The sequence below is a fragment of the Flavobacterium sp. RSP49 genome, assembly GCF_003968735.1.
GTDB lineage: Bacteria > Bacteroidota > Bacteroidia > Flavobacteriales > Flavobacteriaceae > Flavobacterium.
This window is the reverse complement of sequence record NZ_RYDN01000001.1, coordinates 1-22,120: the sequence shown is the minus strand read 5'-3', so window position 1 is coordinate 22,120 and position 22,120 is coordinate 1. Positions and strand designations below refer to the sequence as shown.

The following is a 22,120-nucleotide window of genomic DNA, read 5'->3' as shown; positions in this document are numbered from 1 at the left end:
CACATTTATCTTAATTTGCAAAATAATTTAAATGAGATAATGTATTGTTTTTTAGGAGCAGTACGTTTTGGGATTTTTATGACGATTACTCCCGCTTTCCGCTATATCTTTTATACAGCATCCAGCCTTTTGAAGACTGGATGCTGTATAAAAGGATGTCGCTTCACTCGGGGCTAGCTATACAAATATTTGATTCCCAGCATAAAAAAACCGATAGCTATTTTTAGTTATCGGTTTTTTTTATTTTTCTTTCCTTTCTAATGACTTACATTTTCAAAATCTACAGGATTGTGTTTGTGCTTGAATAAAACAGCAAAAGCCACGGCAATTATCAATGCATACATAGCAAAAGCCAGCCAAATGGTATGCCAGTCTTTCATAAAAATGGCTTTACTAAACAAACCGTCTGATGTAATTGTATTTCCTTGATTTGAAATAAATTCTAACATCTTTGAATTCGTCGTTTCTGTTTCCAGAAAACCAGCTAAATCTGTAGTATTATTAAATGATTTTGTAAAGTATTTGTCAATAGCCCATCCCGAAGTAAAACTTCCTAAAACCGCTCCAAAACCATTGGTCATCATCATAAACAATCCTTGTGCCGAAGAACGATTTTTTGGATCTGTGGTGGTTTCAACAAATAATGATCCTGATATATTAAAGAAATCAAATGCCATTCCGTATACCACACAGGACATAATAATCATCCACAACCCGTCTGTAGGATTTCCGTAAGCAAATAATCCAAAACGCAATACCCAAGCCAACATACTAATTAACATCACTTGTTTGATACCAAAACGTCTTAAAAAAAAAGGAATCGCAAGAATAAATAAAGTCTCCGATATTTGAGAAATCGACATGATAATAGTTGAATATTCCACTACGAAAGAATCAGCATATTTTGGAAAATGTTTGAATTCATCCAAGAAAACATCTCCGTACGCATTTGTTAATTGTAATGCGCCTCCTAAAAACATGGAGAAAACAAAGAACAAAGCCATTTTATAATCTGCGAATAACTTAAAGGATTCTAATCCTAGTGTTTCCATCACAGAAGCATTCTCTTTAGACAAGCGCTGCGGTTTACATTTGGGTAACGTAAAAGAGTAAATTCCCAAAAGTACCGCTGCTAAACCTGCAATATAAAATTGATATTCCGTTGCTTTATTTCCGGTCAAATTAGTGATCCACATAGCAACAATAAAACCGATTGTTCCCCAAACCCGTATTGGAGGGAAATTTTTGATTACATCTTTATTGTTTAATTTTAGAGCCGTGTAAGAAATTGAGTTACTCAAAGCAATCGTTGGCATATAAAAACACATTGCTAAAAGCATACTATAAATAAAGGTTTCCGGAGTAGTAACTTGTGGGATAAAAAATAATACTGCAGCATACAAAATATGAAGAATTCCATATAATTTCTCAGCATTTACCCATCGATCAGCAATAATTCCGGTTAGTGTCGGCATAAATAAAGAAGCAATTCCCATAGTTCCAAAAACCAATCCAAATTGAGTTCCTTCCCAATTCTTGGTGCCAAACCAATAATTTGCAATGGTAATCAACCAAGCTCCCCAAACAAAAAACTGAAGAAAACTCATTATTACCAATCTATTTTTAATTCCCATGCGATGAATTGTTTTTTTTATTTTAAAAAATTTACAAGGCGTAAATCTACTATTAAAAATTAAATCTGCAACTAATTATATCGTTTTAGTAATTTCATTTACCAATTCTAAAACAAGCTCAAATTGCTCTTTACGATTTAAATGTGAATTGTCAATTTCTATCGCATCATCGGCCATTATCAAGGGAGAATCTTCCCGGTGAGTATCAATATAATCCCGCTCTTCTACATTTTTGAGAACTTTTTCATACGTGATACTATCGCCCTTTTGAACTAACTCGTCATAGCGTCTTTTTGCTCTTGTACTTGCACTGGCGGTCATGAATATTTTAAGTTCGGCATCCGGAAAAACAACGGTACCTATATCTCTGCCGTCCATAACAATTGCTTTGTCTTTTCCCATTTCTTTTTGCTGTTCGACTAATTTACTGCGAACCTCAGAAACTTCGGCTACTTTACTGACAAAACTAGACACTTCAATCGTTCTGATTTCAGTTTCGACATTCACATCATTCAAATACATTTCGGCAAAACCCAAATCAGTATTGAATTTAAACTGCAACTTAATATTTGACAAACTATTAATCAATGCTTGTTTATCAAAAAAAGTGGCGCTAACATATCCTTTTTGCATCGCAAAAAAAGTAACGGCACGATACATTGCTCCAGTATCTACAAATACATATCCAAAATGATTTGCGAGTTGTTTGGCTAAAGTACTTTTTCCGGTTGATGAAAAACCGTCAATCGCAATGGTGATTTTTTTGTTCAAAATGTAAAATTTAAAGTTCAATGTTATATCAAAATCATTCTTGAAAATTAATTGTCAATCCAAAAAGGCTTGTATTTCCTGCTAAGGTATATCTTGAATATGAATAATTAAATTTAAGTTTATTTAATTTAAGTCCAAAACCCAATGAAATTCCTGAAAAATTACGTTGCTCGACAATGCGTAATTCTTCGGCTCGTCTAAAATTATATCCCAATCGCAAATTAAGGGCTCTTTTAGGAAAAAGCTCTACTCCCATAATTACATGACGCAAAGCATTATTTACAAATGACACCTTCTCTTCGGTTGATTCTCCATTAAATGAAGATGTAGCTCTAGCTGGATTTGAAAAAGCAATATTCCATTGCTGTAAATTCTCTAAAGTAAGATGCCAGCGAATAGGGACATTTTCTAATTCCTGTGACACTCCTGCGATTATTTCTAGTGGCAGTTTTTCATTTGTACCATTATACGTTGAAAACTGTGTGCCTATATTTCGAATGGACAAAGCCCAATTGACGTCATTTTTTTCATCAATAAAAAGAGCGCCTATATCTAACGCACCACCAAAAGAATTATAAATGTCTAAATTTGAAGAAATCAATTTAGCGCTCGCACCAATATGAATATTCGTATAGGGAATATTATAGGCATACCCGAAAGAAAGCGCTATTTCACTTCCAGTAAATGCTGCCGTAGGCTGGCCATTTTCATCAAATCCTTCAAAATTACCATAATTTACATAATTTATACCCGCCTGAAAGGTCTGTAAATGACGATCGTATGTATACGCGTACGAAGCAGTTCCATAAGTCACTTCATTAAAGTAGCTCCCGTAATTCAGAGCCAGATGATTGTCCATTTCTGCATTTATAGTAGCCGGATTAAAATGGACCTGATTGACATCCTCATCATAAATTGTAATCACTTTCCCGCCTAAAGCTGCCTGTCTTGGTGAGGTCACTAAATTTAAAAACTGATAGGTATACTTTCCTCCTATTTGACTGTAAGACAAAGCACAAACAAAAAGAAAAGAGTACAGATGTATTTTTTTTAGCATGCTTTAAATTGGAGTTTGTATAAGTAAAACGCAACTGCGAAGATAAAATTATAAATACAATAAATGGCAACTTTAAAACTGGTAATTACAAATAAAAAAATCCAAATTCCTTTGCTTGAAAATCAAGTTTTAGAAGTTGGATTTTAAATTTAGAATTTGTTTTTATTACAAATCCTTAGCGTTTTTAACCTTTTGATCAGTTAGAGCATATTTCAATACTTCGCTCATTTCTTTTACATAATGAAAAGAAAGCCCTTCCAGATATTCAGGTTTTATTTCATCAATATCACTCTTATTTTCATGACATAGAATAATTTCTTTAATATTGGCTCTTTTTGCAGCCAAAATCTTTTCTTTGATTCCGCCTACTGGCAACACTTTCCCACGTAAAGTAATTTCTCCTGTCATGGCTAGGTTTTTCTTCACTCGTTTTTGTGTAAATAACGAAACTAAGGACGTCAGCATTGCAATTCCTGCACTTGGTCCGTCTTTTGGAGTGGCTCCTTCTGGAACGTGTAAGTGAATGTTATATTTAGAAAGCAGCTCTGAATCCAATCCTAAAAATGATGCATTGGCCTTAATATATTCTAAAGCAATGGTGGCAGATTCTTTCATTACTGTACCCAAGTTTCCGGTAATTGTCATGGTTCCTTTTCCCGGGGAAAGCAACGATTCTATAAACAAAATATCACCGCCAACAGAGGTCCAGGCCAAACCAGTTACTACTCCGGCAACATCATTATTCTCGTATTTATCTCTTTCTAGCCTTGGAACACCTAGTGTTTTTATGATATCGTCATCCGTTACTTTTTTATTATACGCTTCCTCCATTGCAACGGATTTTGCTGCGTTACGGATTACTTGAGCAATTTTAGCTTCTAGGCCACGAACTCCGGATTCACGTGTGTATCCTTCGACAATTTTTTCTAATTGTTTTTTACCAATAGTTAAATCTTTGGTTGTCAAACCATGTTCTTTCAATTGTCTTGGAAACAAATGCTGACGTGCAATTTCTACCTTTTCTTCAATCGTATAGCCTGACATTTTGATGATTTCCATTCTGTCTTTCAACGCAGGTTGAATCGCAGCCATATTATTCGATGTAGCAATAAACATCACTTTAGACAAATCATATCCCATTTCAAGGAAATTATCATAAAAAGAATTGTTTTGTTCCGGATCTAAAACTTCCAATAATGCTGATGACGGATCCCCTTGGTTGCTGTTTGATAATTTATCGATTTCATCCAAAACAAAAACAGGATTTGAGGTTCCGGCTTTTTTCAAGCTTTGGATAATTCGTCCAGGCATGGCACCTATATACGTTTTTCTATGTCCGCGAATTTCCGCTTCATCACGCAACCCACCAAGAGAAATTCTAACATATTTTCGGCCTAAAGCTTCTGCAATAGAGCGTCCAATAGATGTTTTTCCAACTCCGGGAGGTCCTGTCAAACAAATAATTGGGGATTTCATATCATTTCGCAATTTTAAAACTGCCAAATGTTCTATCATTCTTTTCTTAACATCTTCAAGACCAAAATGATCTCTATCTAATATTTTCTGTGCTCTTTTTAAATCGAATTTATCATTAGAATATTCATTCCAGGGCAATTCCAAAAACAACTCCAGATAGTTTCTTTGAGTGCCAAAATCAGGCGCTTGGGGATTCATGCGACGCATTTTAGACAATTCCTTGTCAAAATGTTTTTTAGTTTTTTCATCCCATTTTTTGGTCAAGGACTTCTGTAACATTTCGTCCATTTCCTCTTCCTGAGAAACGCCACCTAATTCTTCCTGAATGGTTTTCATTTGCTGATGCAGGAAATATTCACGCTGTTGTTGGTCTAAATCAAACCGAACTTTAGATTGAATATCATTTTTTAATTCGAGTTTTTGCAACTCAATATTCATGTAGCGAAGCGTTTCTAAAGCCCTTTCTTTCAATTCATTAATCGCCAATAAATCTTGTTTTTCTTTAACTGTCAAATTCATATTCGAAGTCACAAAGTTGACTAAAAACGATTGGCTTTCAATGTTCTTGATGGCAAAAGTAGCTTCACTGGGAATGTTTGGACTTTCTTTTATAATCTGAATCGCTAATTCTTTGATTGAATCCAGAATGGCTACAAATTCAGTATCGTTTTTCTTAGGTCTTTTCTCTGGAACTTCCTTGATTTTTGCAGTAATATAAGATGTTTCGTCAATAACAGTCTCAATCTCAAAACGTTTTTTACCTTGAAGAATTACCGTTATATTCCCGTCAGGCATTTTCAGTACACGCAAAATACGGGCTACTGTACCTATTTTATGAATATCTCCTTTGGTTGGGTCTTCATCTTCCTCATTGATTTGAGCAACAACTCCAATAGTTTTCCCTGCAGCGTTAGCGTCATTGATCAATTTAATCGATTTATCGCGTCCCGCAGTAATTGGTATTACAACCCCTGGAAATAAAACCATATTTCGCAAAGGCAATATAGCCAATAATTCAGGTAAAGCCTCATTGTTCATTTCCTCCTCGTCTTCGGGCGTCAAAAGTGGAATTAAATCTGCTTCCGAATCAAATTCCTGAAGTGACAGATTGTCAATAGTAAGTATTTTATGATTTGACATATAGTATTTAAGTCTTTTTGTCATTAAAAAAATTCGTTCTTTAGACAAACATAAGGTTTCAAAGTAGTTTCTTATCTAAATTCCACGTTTACATCTGATTATTTGCACAGCGATATAAGAGGCAATCTTTGTGCCAAAATATAATCTTTATACCACATCATTAATTGGAAAGCGATATTTTACAAACAGTATTGAGCACTTAAATAAAACAACACAAAATACTTCAAAAGAAAAAATAATGTTAACCTCATAAAGGTGTAACAATCAAATAATTTATATGCCGCTATTTGAATTTACCCCCCCCAAAAAAAATACAAAAGAATTGATTTTGGACTGCTGCAATATAAATCACAAAGTATAGTGCAAAGTTTATCATCGCTTTGCAATAGCAATATATATACTATTGTACCCAATTGTAACATACGTTCATTTTGCTGAAAATGGAATTCAGTAAGATTTCCTGAAGACATTTATTAAAATAAATGATTACAAATAAGAAGTTGCTTTTCGCGCATGATTAAAAAGAGTGGATCCGCTACTGATTTTTAATTTTAAAATAGTTTAAAATATGCCATTAAATTAGAATTTAATTATAATGAATAGGTATCAAACTCAAAAAAAGGTTTTTTTTTTAAAAAAAACTTCTTAATTGGACTATAATCCCCGATTAAAAGCTGTTAAACTAAATCAATTAACGAATAACTAAAAACGTAATTTATGAAAAAATCAATCCAATTGTTTATCAGTTGCATTTTTTTAGTAACAACAATGACTCAAGCACAATGAGTGTCTAACCCAAATATAAAAGGAAACGGAACCCTTATTTCTGAAAAAAGAACCACCACCTCATATTATAAAATTACAGTTGCAGGATTTTTTAATGTCGAATTAATTTTAGCAAATGAAAAAAACATTACGATAAAAGGCGAAGAAAATTTATTGCCTAATATCAAAGTTGAAGTTATTGATCAAGTATTGAAAATTGCTGCCGAGAAAAAAATAAATACATCAGTACCAGCAAAGGAAAATAAATTGTAACCAGTGTCTCATTTGAAAGTATTAGTCAAGTTTCACTGGCGGGATCAGGTGATATTATCAGTAAAAGCAACATCAAATCAAAATCATTTTCAGCACAATTAAATGGTTCTGGAGATTTACATTTAAATTTTGAAGCCACTGACTTCAAAATCAATTTAAGTGGCTCCGGAGATATTATTTTAAAAGGTCTGGCAGAAAATTTTGATAGTTCGTTAAATGGTTCTGGAGATATAGACGCTTCTGGTTTGAAAGCTAAAAATGTTACTTCAACTATTTCTGGTTCTGGAGACAGTAAAATATATTGTACCAAAAGTATTTATGCAAGAGTTTCAGGATCGGGAGATATAGAGTACAAAGGCGATCCAAAAAAAAAGATACTAAAGTGGACGGCTCGCGTCATATTTCAAAGTCTTGACTTTGGCTGTATACTTTTATAACATAGGGTTTTTATTAATTTAGAATCCTTTTTTTTGAACTCTTTTTAACAACACAACTGCCAAAACAAAGAATATCCCCAGAAACACAATGGCAAGCCTTGGGCTGCCGGTAATCTGGTCAATAATACCATATACCAGCATTCCTATTACAATTCCAATTTTTTCAGCAACATCATAAAAACTAAAAAAAGAGGCCGTATCCTCTGTTTCTGGTAATAATTTAGAATAAGTAGAACGTGATAAAGCCTGAATTCCTCCCATCACTAAACCTGCAATAGAGGCCATTACATAAAAATGTATGGGTAAAGTAATAAAATATGCAAGTGCGCAAAATACGGCCCAAATACAGTTAATACCTATTAAAGTGGGAATATTGCCAAATTTTTCTGAAGCTCTAGAAGTTAGAACTGCACCAAGAATTGCCACTAATTGTATTATTAATATGCAAATAATCAATCCCGTTGTACTCTCCGCTTTAGATGACCAAGCGATTTCTTGAGCTCCAAAATAAGTAGCAACAAGCATCACTGTTTGCACCGCCATACTTGAAACAAAAAAACTTCCTAAATATCGCTTTAATGTACTGTTTTCATTTAATAAAAACCATACTTTTTTTAACTCTTTAAAACCATTAAAAACAACATGATGCGTCACTTTCCGATTGGCATTTTTATTGCCTTTAGGTAAAAAATAATAGGTGTACTGACTAAATAAAATCCACCAAAATCCGACCATAACAAAGGAATATCGCATGGCTTTCATTGCTGCTTCACCTTCGGTTCCTGTTATTCCAAAAAGTTTTGGTTTCATAATCATCGCTAAATTCACAATCAAGAGAATAACACTCCCTATATATCCCAATGAATACCCATAGGCACTAATTTTATCTTGTTGCTCCACATAAGCTATGTCTGGCAAATAGGAATTATAAAAAACCAAACTTCCCCAATATCCAATCAATCCCAGAAAATAGAATGCCAATCCAATGTATATATTTTCAAGATTAAACCAATACAACCCCATACAAGACAATGCTCCAAGGTAACAAAAGAATTTCATAAATGATTTTTTGTCTCCCACATAATCCGCAATACCAGACAATAAAGGTGAAATAAAAGCCACTAGTAAAAAGGCAAAAGCGGTAACAAAGCTGATTAAAGCTGAATTTTTGAGATGCAAACCAAAAACATCGATGTAATGATCTCGCTCAGAAAACAAAGCTTCATAAAAAATTGGAAATACTGCAGATGCAATAGTAAGTGTATAAACTGAATTTGCCCAATCATAGAAGGCCCAAGCATTTAATAATTTTTTACTTCCTTTAGGTAAATCTGTCATGTTTTATTTTTATAACGCGAATTTATTTAATTTTTGACTACCATACTCAGAAAAAATGATAGTAATAAATTATTACAGTATTTTGATGTCTTTTATCTATCACATAATTAAATAAAAAAGGCCATCCTCATTGAGAATAGCCTTCTTTTAGCTGTTTTATAATAACAATCTGATTTTAAATTGTTATTTAGAAATGATACCCACCTTAGCCGCTAATGCTTTTGCTTCAGGAATTAATGCTTTCAAATTCGCAATTCGGGTAGCATCAGAGGGGTGTGTACTCATGAATTCTGGTGGTGCTTGCCCAGCGGATTGCGCTGACATCCTTTGCCAAAAAACAACTGATTCCTCTGGATTGTATCCTGCAATAGCCATTAAAGTAAGTCCTATTTTATCGGCCTCCGTTTCGTGACCTCTACTAAAAGGTAACATTCCGCCATATTGTGTGGTTACTCCGTAAGCCTGTTGCCAAATTTGTTGATTCTCAGCACTTTTTCCTCCCGTTGCAACAGCAACTCCTACAGCACCTAATTGTTGCAATTGAGCAGCACTCATACGTTGAGCTCCATGATTGGCTAATGCATGCGAAACCTCATGTCCCATTACGGTAGCTAAACCTGCATCATCTTTAGTTATTGGCAGTATTCCGGTATACACTACAATTTTTCCTCCTGGCATACACCATGCATTCACCTCTTTATTGTCTATTAATTTATATTCCCAACGGTAATCCTTCAAATATTGTGATTGATCTAAATATATTAAATATTTTTCTGCAGCAGCTTTAATTCGAAGACCAACTGTTTCCACTTTTTTTGCATCAACAGTTCCTGTAATTACTTTGTTTTCGCTTAAAAAAGTACCATATTGCTGAAACGAGGTTGGAAATAACTCACTATTGGAAACAAAATTTAAGCTTTTTTTTCCTGTAAGCGGATTAGTTGCACAAGAGGATAAAATACTAAGAGATAAAACCCCTACTATTAAATGCTTTTTCATGATTTTATTATTTTAAATGTCATACAAAAATACAATTATTAATACTTTATAATTTATAAAATTAAACTTAAAAGTATCATTTTTTTGTTATTCACCAAGAATATACAAAGCTGTAAAGCCTTTATCAACAATTAAATAGCCTTCATTATCCAAAGTAATTTTATCAAATACAACTTCAACGTTATCAATTTCTATTGTTTTGATTTTAAAAGGAAGTCCGATCAAATTTAATTTATACTTAGAATAATTAGTGTCGTATTTTCCTTCTTTATGCAACTGAATGATCAGTTCCTTCTCTTTTCCGGTTGCTTGAAAGGACAAAAAGCTATACCGTCCTTTTTTATAATCATATCCATCTTGCGCATCTTCATAAACCACTGATTTCTCTTTTCCTTCGTGATAATAAATATCAAGTGTTAACTCATCAAACTCCAGCTCGCCAACATATTGTTGAACCGGATATTTAGGAATGATTGCTCCTGCTTTTACAAAAATTGGAATTTCATCAAACTTAGTACCGACCCATATTTCTTTTCCGCCCTTGACCAATTCGTTGGTCCAATAATTATACCATTGTCCACGAGGAATATACATGCGCCTTCCTACTGAATTAGGTTCTAAAATAGGACAAACAAGAATTTGATTTCCAAAAACAAATTCGTCATTTCTATAATGCGTTTGAATATCTTCCTGATCATAATACACTAATGGCTTCAACATAGGAATTCCTTCCTCAATATATTGCCAAAACATGGTATATAAATAAGGTAATAATTGGTATCTTAAATTCACGAACTTTCTAGTGATATTGATCACTTCTTCATCAAAAGCCCATGGTTCCTGATCGCCGTGATCTCCTGAAGAATGAGTTCTGCAAAAAGGATGAAAAACACCCAATTGAATCCAACGGGCATACAATTCGCCTGATGGTTGTTCTGCAAATCCACCAATATCTGATCCTGTAAAACCCATACCAGATAGAGACATGCGTTGCACCTGAATATTTGCAATCCATAAATGTTCCCAAGTGGCTACATTATCTCCAGTCCAAGAAGAGGTGTACCGTTGTGCTCCTGCGTATGCTGACCTTGTTATTACAAAGGGTCTTTTTGGATATGCAAATCGTTTCACACCATGATAGGTTGCTCTGGCCATTTGTGTACCATAAATATTATGTGCTTTTCTATGACTGCAAGGGTTTCCGTCGTAATCATGGCGCACATCCATTGGAAATGTCTTGTTAGGAACCTCCATTACTGCGGGTTCATTCATGTCATTCCACACTCCTTTTACTCCAATTTCCGAAATTAATTCTTTGAACAATCCAGCCCACCACTCCCTTACCGCAGGGTTTGTATAATCCGGAAAATTACATTCTCCCGGCCATACTTTTCCTTTCATGTATGGACCGTCAGCTCTTTTGCAGAAATAATCATTTTCTAAAGCTTCTTGATATACCGAATATTCTTTGTCAATTTTTATTCCAGGATCTATAATTACTACCGTTTTAAAACCATCTTCAGCTAATTCAGCCACCATTCTTTTGGGATCAGGAAAATATTCTTTATTCCAAGTAAAACATCGAAAACCTTCCATGTAATCAATATCCAAATACAGCGCATCGCATGGAATTTTTAATTCTCTGAATTTGGCGGCTACTTCTTTTAAATTACTTTCCGGATAATAACTCCATTTACATTGGTGGTATCCAAGTGCCCAAAGTGGCGGCAATTCAGGTTTACCGGTCAAATGAGTGTATGTCGTGACAACATCCTGCATTTCTGGTCCGTAAATGAAATAGTAATTCATTTCTCCCCCTTCGGCCCAGTAACTGGTAACGTTTCTTCGTTCGTGACAAAAATCAAAATAAGTCCTAAACGTATTATCAAAGAAAATACCGTACGATTGTTTGTTTTGTAATCCAATATAAAACGGAACTACCTTGTACAACGGTTCTTGGTCTTTTTGAAATGCATATTGATCTGTCGCAAAATTCTCTAGTCTCTTTCCTTTTAAATTTAATTGGGTTGCTTTGTCTCCAAGTCCATAAAAGCATTCTCCATCTTTTGAAGCCTTACTCATTTTTACGATATTTCCACCATATTCATAGCTTTCTTCCCAATGAAATCCAAGCTCATCTTCTAAAATAATATTTTCTTCTAGATCATAAATAGATACTCTCATGTCTATTTTTTGAATCCTGCATTGTACTTTACTGGTTTTTATCTGATAATATTCTTCTGCTTCAGAAACTTCCAGAAAATTATAACCATGAGAATGACTTTTATCAATTGCATAAGAAAAATCATTGCTAAAATACCCTTTTGTTGTAAATCTAAATCGGATTAAACTATCTCTTAATATGGTTACTTTCAAGATGACACTATTATCGGTATGAAAATAGATTGAATCAACTTCCTGTTCAAAAGAAATTATTTTTGTGGGATATAAATCTCCCTTATATTCTAATTCTGTATTTGTAATCATGTTTTGTGGTATTAATTTTAATCTTTTTCTAGCATTCAAACTTACGAAATTACTTTGTAAACAGTTATATGTGTGGGGTTTATTAACGAAAACGTTATAGTTTTTAGGCACTTAAATTTAGAGATAAATAGGTGTGTTTTTTTAAACAAAGAAGGTAAGAGATTAGGAGTTAAAATCAAAAAAAACGATAAATCAACACTAAATTTAAATTAGTTGTTACACCTACATAATTAAGCTTTAAATACTCTTAATCTCTAATTCTCATTGTAATTTGAAGTTCTCTTAACCTCTAAATCGTTTTGTTAAAAATTATCCGATTTTAAAAACAATAACACTTAACGGCGGCAATAGCAATTCAGCAGAATAATCTCTTCCATCATAAGGCAATGACTCAATTGCTATTTTTGTAGTATTAGAAACGCCGCTTCCTCCATAATTTGAAGCATCACTGTTAAAAATTTCTGTCAATTTTCCTTTTTTAGGTAAACCAATTCGATAATCAGGGCGCACCACTTGCGTGAAATTACACACTACAATTATATCGTTTTTTAGATCATTTCCTTTTCGAATGAAAGACATCACCGCATTTTGATGATCCGAATAATTAATCCATTCAAAACCTTCCGGACTGAATTGTTTTTCATATAATCCAGGTTGTGTTTTATACAATTTATTCAAATCTGTAATTAATTTTTTTACGCCTTCATGATAGGGATATTGCAATAAATGCCAATCTAAACTTCCTTCAAAATTCCATTCGTTGCTTTGTCCAAATTCACTTCCCATGAACAATAATTTAGTTCCGGGATGCATAAACATGTAACCATAAAGTAATCTTAAATTCGCAAATTTCTGCCATTCATCTCCCGGCATTCTTCCCGCTATAGATTTTTTTCCGTACACCACTTCGTCATGCGAAAGCGGCAACATAAAATTTTCCGAAAAAGTATAGGTCATCGAGAAAGTCAAATCATTTTGATGGTACTTTCTGTACACCGTGTCTTTTTGAAAATATTCCAAAGTATCGTGCATCCAACCCATCATCCATTTCATTCCAAAACCCAAACCTCCGATAGATGTTGGTCTCGAAACCATTGGGAACGAAGTACTTTCCTCAGCTATGGTTTGAACGCCTTCATAATTTAGATACACGGCTTCATTAAATTCTTTCAGGAAACTAATAGTATCTAGATTTTCTCTTCCACCGTAAATATTAGGTTCCCATTCGCCTTCTTTTCTGGAATAATCCAGATACAACATCGAGGCGACGGCATCTACCCGCAAAGCATCCGCATGGTAATGGTGCAACCAAAATAACGCATTACTAATCAAAAAAGAGCGAACCTCATTTCGTCCATAATTGAAAACTAAACTTTTCCAATCTGGATGATAGCCTTTTTTACGATCTGGATGTTCAAAAAGATTGGAACCGTCAAAAAATCCTAAACCATGTGCATCATCTGGAAAATGAGAGGGTACCCAATCCAGGATTACCCCAATTCCTGCTTCGTGCAATTTATCTACTAAATGCATGAATTCCTGTGGATTCCCAAAACGGGAAGTTGGTGCAAAATATCCCACTAATTGATAGCCCCAAGACGGATCGTATGGATATTCCATGATGGGCATGAACTCCACGTGCGTAAATCCAGTTTCTTTTATATAATATACTAAATCTTCGGCAAATTCGAGATACGTCAGAAACCGATTTTCTTCTGCATGCCGTTTCCAGGATCCTAAATGGACTTCATATACTGAATAAGGCTTGTCTAAACCATTGTGGTTCTGACGCGTTTTCATCCAGTTTTTGTCTTTCCATTGATACTCTAAATCCCAGACTACTGAGGCAGTGTGTGGTGGTTTTTCACAATAAAAAGCAAACGGATCCGCTTTCTCTGTTATGATTCCACCATTATTAGATTGTATTTTATATTTATAGGTTGTCCCTTTTTTGATGTTTGGAATAAATCCTTCCCAAATGCCAGAGGAGTCCCAGCGAACTTCCAACAGATGTTTACCTTGTGTCCAGAAATTGAAATCCCCAACTACAGAAACAGACTGAGCTGTTGGCGCCCAAACCGCAAAATAAACACCGTCTGTTCCATCAACTGAAAGAAGATGTGCACCTAGTTTTTCATACAGACGAAAATGTTTCCCTGATTTGAATAATTCAATATCGAAATCGGTAAAAAGGGAATGCGAGATAACTTTGCTCATATAACAATTGTATGCTTCTGCTTTGTGTAAAAATCAGAATATTAGTGTAAGAAAAACAGTTTTTAGTGTTACTTAATAATGTAATTGTCTGGTATAACTGCTCCTTTTTTGATAACAACAATTCCATCTTTTATGGCATACAACTCATTAGAAAAATCTTCTAGATGGTTTCCACCATTGATATATACATCATTACCAATTCTGCAGTTTTTATCCACGAGAGCATTACTTATAAAACATCTTTCCCCAATTCCAACCAATTGTCTGTCGCTTTTAAGATCTTCATTCATATCATCAATATTCTGATAGAAATCATTACCCATTACGTAGCTGTTTTGAATGATAGTTCCCTCCCCTATTCTGGATCGAATACCAATTACAGAACGATTAATTTCTTTGGCATTCAAAATGCAACCTTCTGAAATCAATGATTTATCAACCATTGTTTTTTGGAATTTTGATGGCGGCAATAATCTTGGTCTGGTATAAATTTTATTAGTATCATCAAATAAATTAAATTTTGGCAAGTCATCCGTAAGTCCAATATTCGCTTCAAAAAAGGAATCTATATTACCAATATCCGTCCAATATCCTTCATATTGATAACTTAAAATCTTTCTGTGGCCTACCGCTTGCGGAATAATTTCTTTGCCAAAATCTTTGGTTTCTTTATTGGACATGATATCGACCAACAGTTTTTTGTTGAAGATGTAAATTCCCATCGAAGCCAAGTAATTTTTCCCTTCACTTTTCATTTGTTCACTCACATCCGATTCCCAATCCGGTAATAATTCCTTCGCTGGTTTTTCGATAAAGGATTCAATACAGCTTTCGGAGTTTGTTTTTAATATCCCAAATTCAGGCGCATCTTTAGCATTTACTGGCAAAGTAGCAATAGAGATATCAGCTTCGTTCTTAATGTGTTCTTCTAACATATCGTTGAAATCCATTTGGTACAACTGATCTCCGGAAAGTATCAACGCATAATCGAAATCATGGTTTAAGAAATGAGGCATACATTGTCTTACGGCATCGGCAGTCCCTTGAAACCAGGTTGGATTATCAGGAGTTTGTTCAGCAGCAAGAATATCAACAAAGGCATGGCTAAAAATACTAAAGTTATAGGTGTTTTTTATGTGTGCATTCAGGGAAGCCGAATTAAATTGTGTCAATACAAACATTCTGTAAATATCTGAATTCATACAATTTGAAATAGGAATATCTACCAATCGGTATTTTCCTCCTATTGGTACAGCTGGTTTTGATCGTGATTCTGTCAAGGGATACAATCTTGAACCTTGTCCTCCACCTAAAATAATTGCAATAACATTTTTCTTTTTGGGTTTCATTTCTTGTTGCTTATTAGTTTGTACATTTCTATATATTCCTGACAAACACGCTCCCATGAATGGTCTGTGTTCATTCCTATTTTTCTAATTTTGTTCAGATGTTCTTTATCATCATATAAATTGACGGCTCTTTGAATAGAATAACAAACATCACCAACTGTGGCCTGATCGTGGCAAATTCCGTTTCCGTCATCGCCAAAATCAACAACTGTATCTCTTAACCCACCAGTTCGTCTCACAATGGGAATTGTTCCGTAGCGCAACGAATACATTTGGTTTAAACCGCAAGGCTCTACTCTGGAAGGCATTAATAAAAAATCAGAACCGGCGTAAATCAAATGTGCTAATTCTTCATTATAACCAATAAACGTATTGTAATTTCCTTTGTAATCTTGTAGCAAAGTATTCAATTGTTTTTCAATAATTGTACTTCCGGATCCTAAAATCAAAATATTAATTTGTTGATAATTCTCAGATAAAACAAGAGCTGCGGCTGGTGGTAATAAATCCCCTCCTTTTTCTTCTAATAATCTTCCAATAAAACTAAAAAGTGGTTTTGTTGGATCTAAATTAAAGAGTTTGCATAATTTTTCTTTATTTTCCTGTTTTCCTTTTTCAAAATTTTTAATCGAATAGTTTTTTTCTATCATCGCGTCTTTTTCCGGATCCCAAACTTCAATATCAATTCCGTTCAAAATCCCTTTAGACTTATACCGAACCAAATTAAATAGTGATTCCAGACCATTTGCTGAATAGTTGATTTCATTTAGATAATTTGGAGAAACTGTGGTAACAGCCCAAGCACATTTTATGGCTACTGCCAATGAATTAATGCAATTATCCCATTCTAAAACATTTACGTGAGCCAAATCAAATTCGGGTAAATAATATAATTTATTAAACCCAAACTGCCCTTGGTATAAACCATTATGAATGGTAATCATGGAAGGAATATTTCGTAATTTTTCGTATTTGTGACAATACAACATCATAAATGGAATCATACCCGTATGATGATCATGACAATTAATTACATCCGGAACTTCATTTCTACCTATAATCCAATCCAAAGTGGCGATCTGGAAAGACAAAAAACGTTCAATATCATCTTCGTAACCATATACGTCCTTCCTGTCCAATAAATCCGGAATGTCAACCAAATACAGTTCAAATCCCAGTTGGTCTGTTTTTTCTTTTAAAATACTGTATGGAAAATTAAAATTTCCTAATTTTACAGAACTCCAATGAACACATTCAAACTCATTTTCTTTTTTAAACTTTGTCTCATAACAAGGTATTACAACCCTTACACTATGCCCTGTATTGTTTTGATATTTTGGTAATGCGCCAACTACATCAGCTAAACCTCCTACTTTTGCAACAGGATAACACTCTGCACTAATATGAAATATTTCCATGTATGAACTTTTGATGTTTTTAATTAATTTTAATCCTGTTTTAGTCTTTTATGCATATATGCCTGAAAACTTTCTAAAAAATACTACTTTTATGTTTTTCTAAATTTACTAAAAAAATTATAATATAATAACCTGCTTGAAAATTTATTAAAATGACAAAAAAATCTTCTAATCATACCCAATCATTGAAAATTCCTAAAATTATTTTATTAACCAGTAAATTAATCTCTTTTATTTCACCAAAACTAATTACATTATTTGCAGCTAAACTGTTTACTACACCCATAAAACATAAGATTCCAAAAAGAGAGTTAGAAATGGATCGAAATAGTATACAAAAATTAATTTCAATTCCGGCAATTGGCAAAGAAGTTGTTGTGTATAAATACGGGGAAAGTGATAAGAAAGTTTTGTTGGTGCACGGTTGGTCAGGACGCGGAACGCAATTATTCAAAATAGCGGACGAATTGCTTAAAGCCGGATATTCTACGATCAGTTTTGATGCTCCTGCACATGGAAAATCACCTGGAAAAACAACTATAATGGTCGATTTTATCGATACCGTTCTAGAAATTGAGAAGCAATTTGGACCCTTTGAAGCAGCAATTGGTCATTCATTAGGAGGAATGTCCGTTCTGAACGCCATAAATAAAGGTTTAAAAGTAAATTATGCCGTGGTGATTGGCAGTGGTGATATCGTACAAGACATTATAAATGATTTTGTTGCAAAATTAGCATTGAAACCTAATGTAAGTACTCTTTTGCGTTTGCATTTCGAAAAAAAATACGGAGAAAAAATGAATAGTTATTCTGCTTTTTTGGCTGCAAAAGAAACAGCGATTCCAGTTTTAGTAATACATGATAACCATGATCCTGAAGTACCAGTAAGAGCAGGAATTCATATACATAAATATCTAAAAAACGGGGAGTTGTTATTAACCGATGGTTTAGGACATCGAAAAATTCTAGGCAATATTAAAGTAATTGAAAAAACGGTTCAATTCATTGCAAATAAATAGAATACCACTTTATATACTTAATAAAAATAAAATTATGAAATATCCTTTAGAAAAAACAGAACAAGAATGGAAAGAAAAATTAGGAGCAGAACGCTATAGAATTCTTCGACAAAAAGGAACTGAATACCCACATACTGGAACTTATAACTTACATTTCGAAAAAGGAACCTATTGCTGTGGCGCCTGCGGCGTATCTTTGTTCGAAAGCAACTCTAAGTTTGATGCTCATTGTGGTTGGCCGTCATTTGACGAATCTATTCTTGGGAAAGTAGAATATATTTCTGATGTAACACTAGGTATGAAACGCACTGAAATCCTTTGTGCTAATTGTGGCAGCCATTTAGGGCACGTTTTTGATGACGGACCTACAAAAACCGGACAACGCTATTGCGTGAATTCTTTATCAGTGGACTTCAAAGAATAGTGATACGGCTTTATTTGAAAACGCAACGGAATGGGATAAAAATTTAGAATCATTATAACAAATAAGTAATAACCATGGTATAATGTCGTATTTTAAAATCAGGATAAAATTATGTATCAATATGATTTAAAGCTGTTTTACTTAAAGTTAATTCTTTTGACTTTACGACTTTTAAACTTTCGACTTACTTATATAGGCAAAAAACATCCGTTGCAGTTAGAGTAGTGCCCAGAATTGGATTAATCCCAGAAGCCGAAGACGGTATCAAAGCTAAAAAAGAACTCTTGCCAGTTTTCTAAAGAGAGATTTGGGGCGAAATTAGGATGGCTATTTCCTTTTGAGGAAGAGAAATTTTTAAGCCTCAGCCCAAATGTCCGGGATGACCGATTAATTCCATTTGTGAGTATTATAAAAAAATAAAAGGGTAAAAAGTAATTCACCCTTTTACCCTTTTAAACACCTTAAAATATTATAAAAAAGAAGGTTTAAGTCCCGGTTTTATTCGCTTTTTAGATACTTGTTCATAAGCATAGCCCAATCCTATTAATTTCCCTTCTGTATACGGCATACCAAAAAATGACAAACCAACCGGCAAATCATAAGCCAGTCCGCAAGGAACTGTAATATGTGGATAGCCACTTGCTGCAGCAGGAGAAGTTAAAGAATATCCTCCCCAACGATCTCCGTAAATCATATCAATACTGCAAGCAGGTCCCATGGTGATTCCACAAATAGCGTCTAATTTATTTTCTTTAAAAACTGTATTTAGCACACTTTTACTTCCTTCGAAACTTACGGTTAATGCTTCCAGATATTTTTTGTCCTCTAATCCTTTTTTAGCATTAGAACTTTCTAATGTTTCTTGCTTAAAATACGGCATTGCTTTATCTTCATTAGCAGTATTAAAATCGATAACATCTTTCAAACTTTTTACTTTTGCATTGGCTGTGGCCAAATAGGTATTCAATCCATCTTTAAATTCATATTGTAAAACTTCGAATTCGGCCTGACCCAAAGCATTAATTTTCTCCAAATAGTCAATTTCGATAATAATAGCTCCTTGTTTTTTTAGCAGGTTGACAGCAGCATCTAAAAGTGCATTAATGTATTTATTATTTCCTTGTGGCTTTTTTTCAATACCAATACGCTTGCCTTTCAAAGCATTTTTATCTAAAAAAGTTGTATAATCCTTCTGTGCTTTCCCTTTACTTTCAAGGGTTACAGTATCATCTTGGTCTACAGCAGCAATTACGCCTAATAAAATAGCAGCATCCGTTACGGTTCTGGCCATTGGACCAGCCGTATCTTGTGTTTTTGAAATTGGAATAATCCCAGATCGACTAACCAGACCTACAGTAGGTTTAATCCCTACAACTCCGTTTACCGAAGCTGGACAAACAATAGAACCATCCGTTTCTGTCCCAACAGCAACAACACAAAGATTGGCTGAGACTGCTGCTCCTGAACCAGCACTGGAACCGCACGGATTATGATCTAAAATATAGGGGTTTTTAGTCTGACCGCCTCTACTACTCCAACCGGAACAGGATTGGGTAGAACGAAAATTAGCCCATTCACTTAAATTTGTTTTTCCAATGATTACTGCGCCGGCTTCTCTGAGTTTTTTAACGACAAAAGCATCTTTTGAAGCACTATTTCCTGCCATTGCCAAAGATCCAGCCGTGGTTAGCATTTTATCAGCTGTGTCTATGTTGTCTTTTATTAAAACGGGGATTCCATGCAAAGGACCTCTGCTTTTACCTGCTTTTAACTCTTTATCCATTGCAAGAGCTATAGCCAATGCATCTGGATTGACTTCGATGACTGAATGCAATTGAGGCCCATTGGTATCAATAGCTTCAATCCGTTTTAAGTATAATTGCACTAATTGTTCTGAAGTATATTTACCAGAAATTAATTTCTCCCTAACACTGCTGATAGTTTCTTCGTCTAGTTCAAAAACGGCATTAAAATCTTCAACAGATACTAAATTTTCGTTCTTTTTGGTACCGGAGGTACAGCCTGTAATCAAAAAAGTAGTTAAACCTGCAGATGCAAGTGTTGCGGTAGTTAAAAAAGATCTTCTTTTCATAGATTGTCAAATAAATATTTATATACTTTTAATTTCGTTAACATTGAACACTGTTTGAAATAGATGCATTCAATTTAACTTCTAAATTAGTTTTTTTTTGATAAAATCAGTTCATTATTAATGAAATAAAAGTTAAAGTTTACAGTGGAATAAAATTGGAATAAAAAACTAGAATATTAAAAGCAATAGAGTCAGGCTTAATTGTAGCAATACATTCAATAATTGATTAACTTTGCCAATTAGAATTATATAAAATCAAATTGATATGACAAAGTCTTCACAAGAACAAATGCTGCAAAAAGGAGTTTATACAGGAATCATAGAAAAAGATGAAAACAACAATTTTTTTTGTGGTACCTATCTTCTGGACTATAAAATGGCTCAAAAACACAGTATTGGAGATTGGATTACGATAAAATCAATCATCGAAAATCCGAGTGATATCAGTTATAATAAATATCCGAAAAAATCCAAAAATTTCGATAAAGCAAACAATAAGCCCCAACAATAAAACTTTTTTAGTTTTTATTCCTTAAATATATCGTTTCAAAAGACTTTTTTTTAAAAATCTATTGGTCTGAAACCAAAAAAATAAAAAAAAGTGTACCTTTGCAAAAAATTTGTCGCTTTTTGAAATTAAATCACATTGATTTTATAGTAAAAGACAAGTAGTTACCTTATTTATGAAAAAAATAGTTGAATACCGAAAACTGCTAAATGTAGACAAAACTGCAGAGCTGAAAGATTTGAAAACGATATATCGTAATGCGATGAAAGAAGCGCATCCTGATAAATTTCAAGGAGATGAAACTGGTTTAAAAGCAGCTGAAGAAAACAGTAAAAAAATTATTGAAGCTTATCATTTCTTAGTGAGTATCAATCCTGAAACTCTAAAACAAAACTTACCGGAATACACTGAAACTATTGCAACTGCAAAAATTACAGATTATAAGTTCGTGGAAGGACGATTGATCATCAATTTTTCAAATGGAAGTGTTTACGAATATATTAGTGTGCCTAAAGCTACTTACGTAAAAATGGTAAATGCTGAATCTCCTGGAAGATTTGCAAAAAGACACATCCTGAATTCCTTTACTTGGAGAAAAACAATCAATCAAGATTAATTTTTTTTAAGTTGTCTTGTCCTGAATAACCGATACAGATTATTAGATAAAAATATTTAATTAAACACTTGCAAAAACGTTTTTGCAAGTGTTTTTTGTT

17 protein-coding genes are annotated in these 22,120 nt (G+C 33.8%); 6 read left to right on the top strand and 11 right to left on the bottom strand.

Translation table 11 applies throughout. From position 1 onward, the window contains the following. Positions 1 to 257: 257 nt before the first annotated feature. The 4 genes from EKM02_RS00085 to lon all read right to left on the bottom strand — a co-directional run bounded on the left by EKM02_RS00085 (position 258) and on the right by lon (position 6,078). Entirely contained in the window at positions 258 to 1,634 is a 1,377-nt protein-coding gene (locus EKM02_RS00085) for a nucleoside permease (protein ID WP_126451450.1), read from the bottom strand. A 75-nt stretch (positions 1,635 to 1,709) separates the two neighbouring features. Further along, positions 1,710 to 2,405 (bottom strand): (d)CMP kinase, encoded by a 696-nt coding sequence (cmk, locus tag EKM02_RS00080; protein ID WP_126451449.1) that lies wholly within the window; start codon positions 2,403 to 2,405, stop codon positions 1,710 to 1,712. Between the two features lie 34 nt (positions 2,406 to 2,439). Further along, entirely contained in the window at positions 2,440 to 3,462 is a 1,023-nt protein-coding gene (porQ, locus tag EKM02_RS00075; protein WP_126451448.1) for a type IX secretion system protein PorQ, read from the bottom strand. 165 nt (positions 3,463 to 3,627) lie between these two features. Beyond that, a complete protein-coding gene (gene lon / locus EKM02_RS00070; protein ID WP_126451447.1) occupies positions 3,628 to 6,078 on the bottom strand; it encodes an endopeptidase La in 2,451 nt (816 codons plus the stop codon). A gap of 786 nt (positions 6,079 to 6,864) precedes the next feature. Here lon and EKM02_RS15145 point away from each other — a divergent pair. Then, entirely contained in the window at positions 6,865 to 7,116 is a 252-nt protein-coding gene (locus EKM02_RS15145) for a GIN domain-containing protein (protein WP_126451446.1), read from the top strand. Beyond that, the gene (locus EKM02_RS15140) at positions 7,110 to 7,553 is read left to right on the top strand and encodes a head GIN domain-containing protein (RefSeq protein ID WP_126451718.1); all 444 of its coding nucleotides are present in this window, start codon (positions 7,110 to 7,112) and stop codon (positions 7,551 to 7,553) included. Before EKM02_RS15145 ends, EKM02_RS15140 begins: the two co-directional genes overlap by 7 nt. Positions 7,554 to 7,571: 18 nt before the next feature. On the opposite strand, the gene EKM02_RS00055 is transcribed toward EKM02_RS15140, so the two are convergent. The 6 genes from EKM02_RS00055 to EKM02_RS00030 all read right to left on the bottom strand — a co-directional run bounded on the left by EKM02_RS00055 (position 7,572) and on the right by EKM02_RS00030 (position 17,361). Beyond that, positions 7,572 to 8,891: an MFS transporter gene (locus EKM02_RS00055; RefSeq protein ID WP_126451445.1), complete on the bottom strand. Its 1,320-nt coding sequence runs from the start codon at positions 8,889 to 8,891 to the stop codon at positions 7,572 to 7,574. A 183-nt stretch (positions 8,892 to 9,074) separates the two neighbouring features. Further along, entirely contained in the window at positions 9,075 to 9,890 is an 816-nt protein-coding gene (locus EKM02_RS00050; protein ID WP_126451444.1) for a M48 family metallopeptidase, read from the bottom strand. An 87-nt stretch (positions 9,891 to 9,977) separates the two neighbouring features. Continuing rightward, a complete protein-coding gene (locus EKM02_RS00045; RefSeq protein ID WP_126451443.1) occupies positions 9,978 to 12,377 on the bottom strand; it encodes a glycoside hydrolase family 31 protein in 2,400 nt (799 codons plus the stop codon). A gap of 309 nt (positions 12,378 to 12,686) precedes the next feature. Then, positions 12,687 to 14,594, bottom strand: a complete 1,908-nt coding sequence (gene glgB, locus EKM02_RS00040) for a 1,4-alpha-glucan branching protein GlgB (protein ID WP_126451442.1) — start codon at positions 14,592 to 14,594, stop codon at positions 12,687 to 12,689. A 68-nt stretch (positions 14,595 to 14,662) separates the two neighbouring features. Further along, a complete protein-coding gene (locus EKM02_RS00035; RefSeq protein ID WP_126451441.1) occupies positions 14,663 to 15,943 on the bottom strand; it encodes a glucose-1-phosphate adenylyltransferase in 1,281 nt (426 codons plus the stop codon). Continuing rightward, on the bottom strand, positions 15,940 to 17,361 hold the full coding sequence (locus tag EKM02_RS00030; RefSeq protein WP_126451440.1) for a glycogen synthase: 1,422 nt from the start codon (positions 17,359 to 17,361) through the stop codon (positions 15,940 to 15,942). The genes EKM02_RS00035 and EKM02_RS00030 overlap by 4 nt, the downstream gene beginning before the upstream one ends. 152 nt (positions 17,362 to 17,513) lie before the next feature. Here EKM02_RS00030 and EKM02_RS00025 point away from each other — a divergent pair, with 152 nt between their 5' ends. Then, the gene (locus EKM02_RS00025) at positions 17,514 to 18,380 is read left to right on the top strand and encodes an alpha/beta hydrolase (RefSeq protein WP_126451439.1); all 867 of its coding nucleotides are present in this window, start codon (positions 17,514 to 17,516) and stop codon (positions 18,378 to 18,380) included. Between the two features lie 34 nt (positions 18,381 to 18,414). Further along, complete coding sequence (msrB, locus tag EKM02_RS00020) at positions 18,415 to 18,804, top strand: peptide-methionine (R)-S-oxide reductase MsrB (RefSeq protein WP_126451438.1); 390 nt, start codon at positions 18,415 to 18,417, stop codon at positions 18,802 to 18,804. A 469-nt stretch (positions 18,805 to 19,273) separates the two neighbouring features. Here the strand turns inward: msrB and EKM02_RS00015 are convergent, their stop codons facing one another. After that, positions 19,274 to 20,896: an amidase gene (locus EKM02_RS00015; RefSeq protein ID WP_126451437.1), complete on the bottom strand. Its 1,623-nt coding sequence runs from the start codon at positions 20,894 to 20,896 to the stop codon at positions 19,274 to 19,276. Between the two features lie 265 nt (positions 20,897 to 21,161). Here EKM02_RS00015 and EKM02_RS00010 point away from each other — a divergent pair, with 265 nt between their 5' ends. Together EKM02_RS00010 and EKM02_RS00005 are read left to right on the top strand one after the other, a co-directional pair. Then, the gene (locus tag EKM02_RS00010) at positions 21,162 to 21,407 is read left to right on the top strand and encodes a hypothetical protein (protein WP_126451436.1); all 246 of its coding nucleotides are present in this window, start codon (positions 21,162 to 21,164) and stop codon (positions 21,405 to 21,407) included. A gap of 172 nt (positions 21,408 to 21,579) precedes the next feature. Then, positions 21,580 to 22,020 (top strand): KTSC domain-containing protein, encoded by a 441-nt coding sequence (locus tag EKM02_RS00005; RefSeq protein ID WP_126451435.1) that lies wholly within the window; start codon positions 21,580 to 21,582, stop codon positions 22,018 to 22,020. The last annotated feature ends 100 nt before the right edge of the window (positions 22,021 to 22,120 follow it).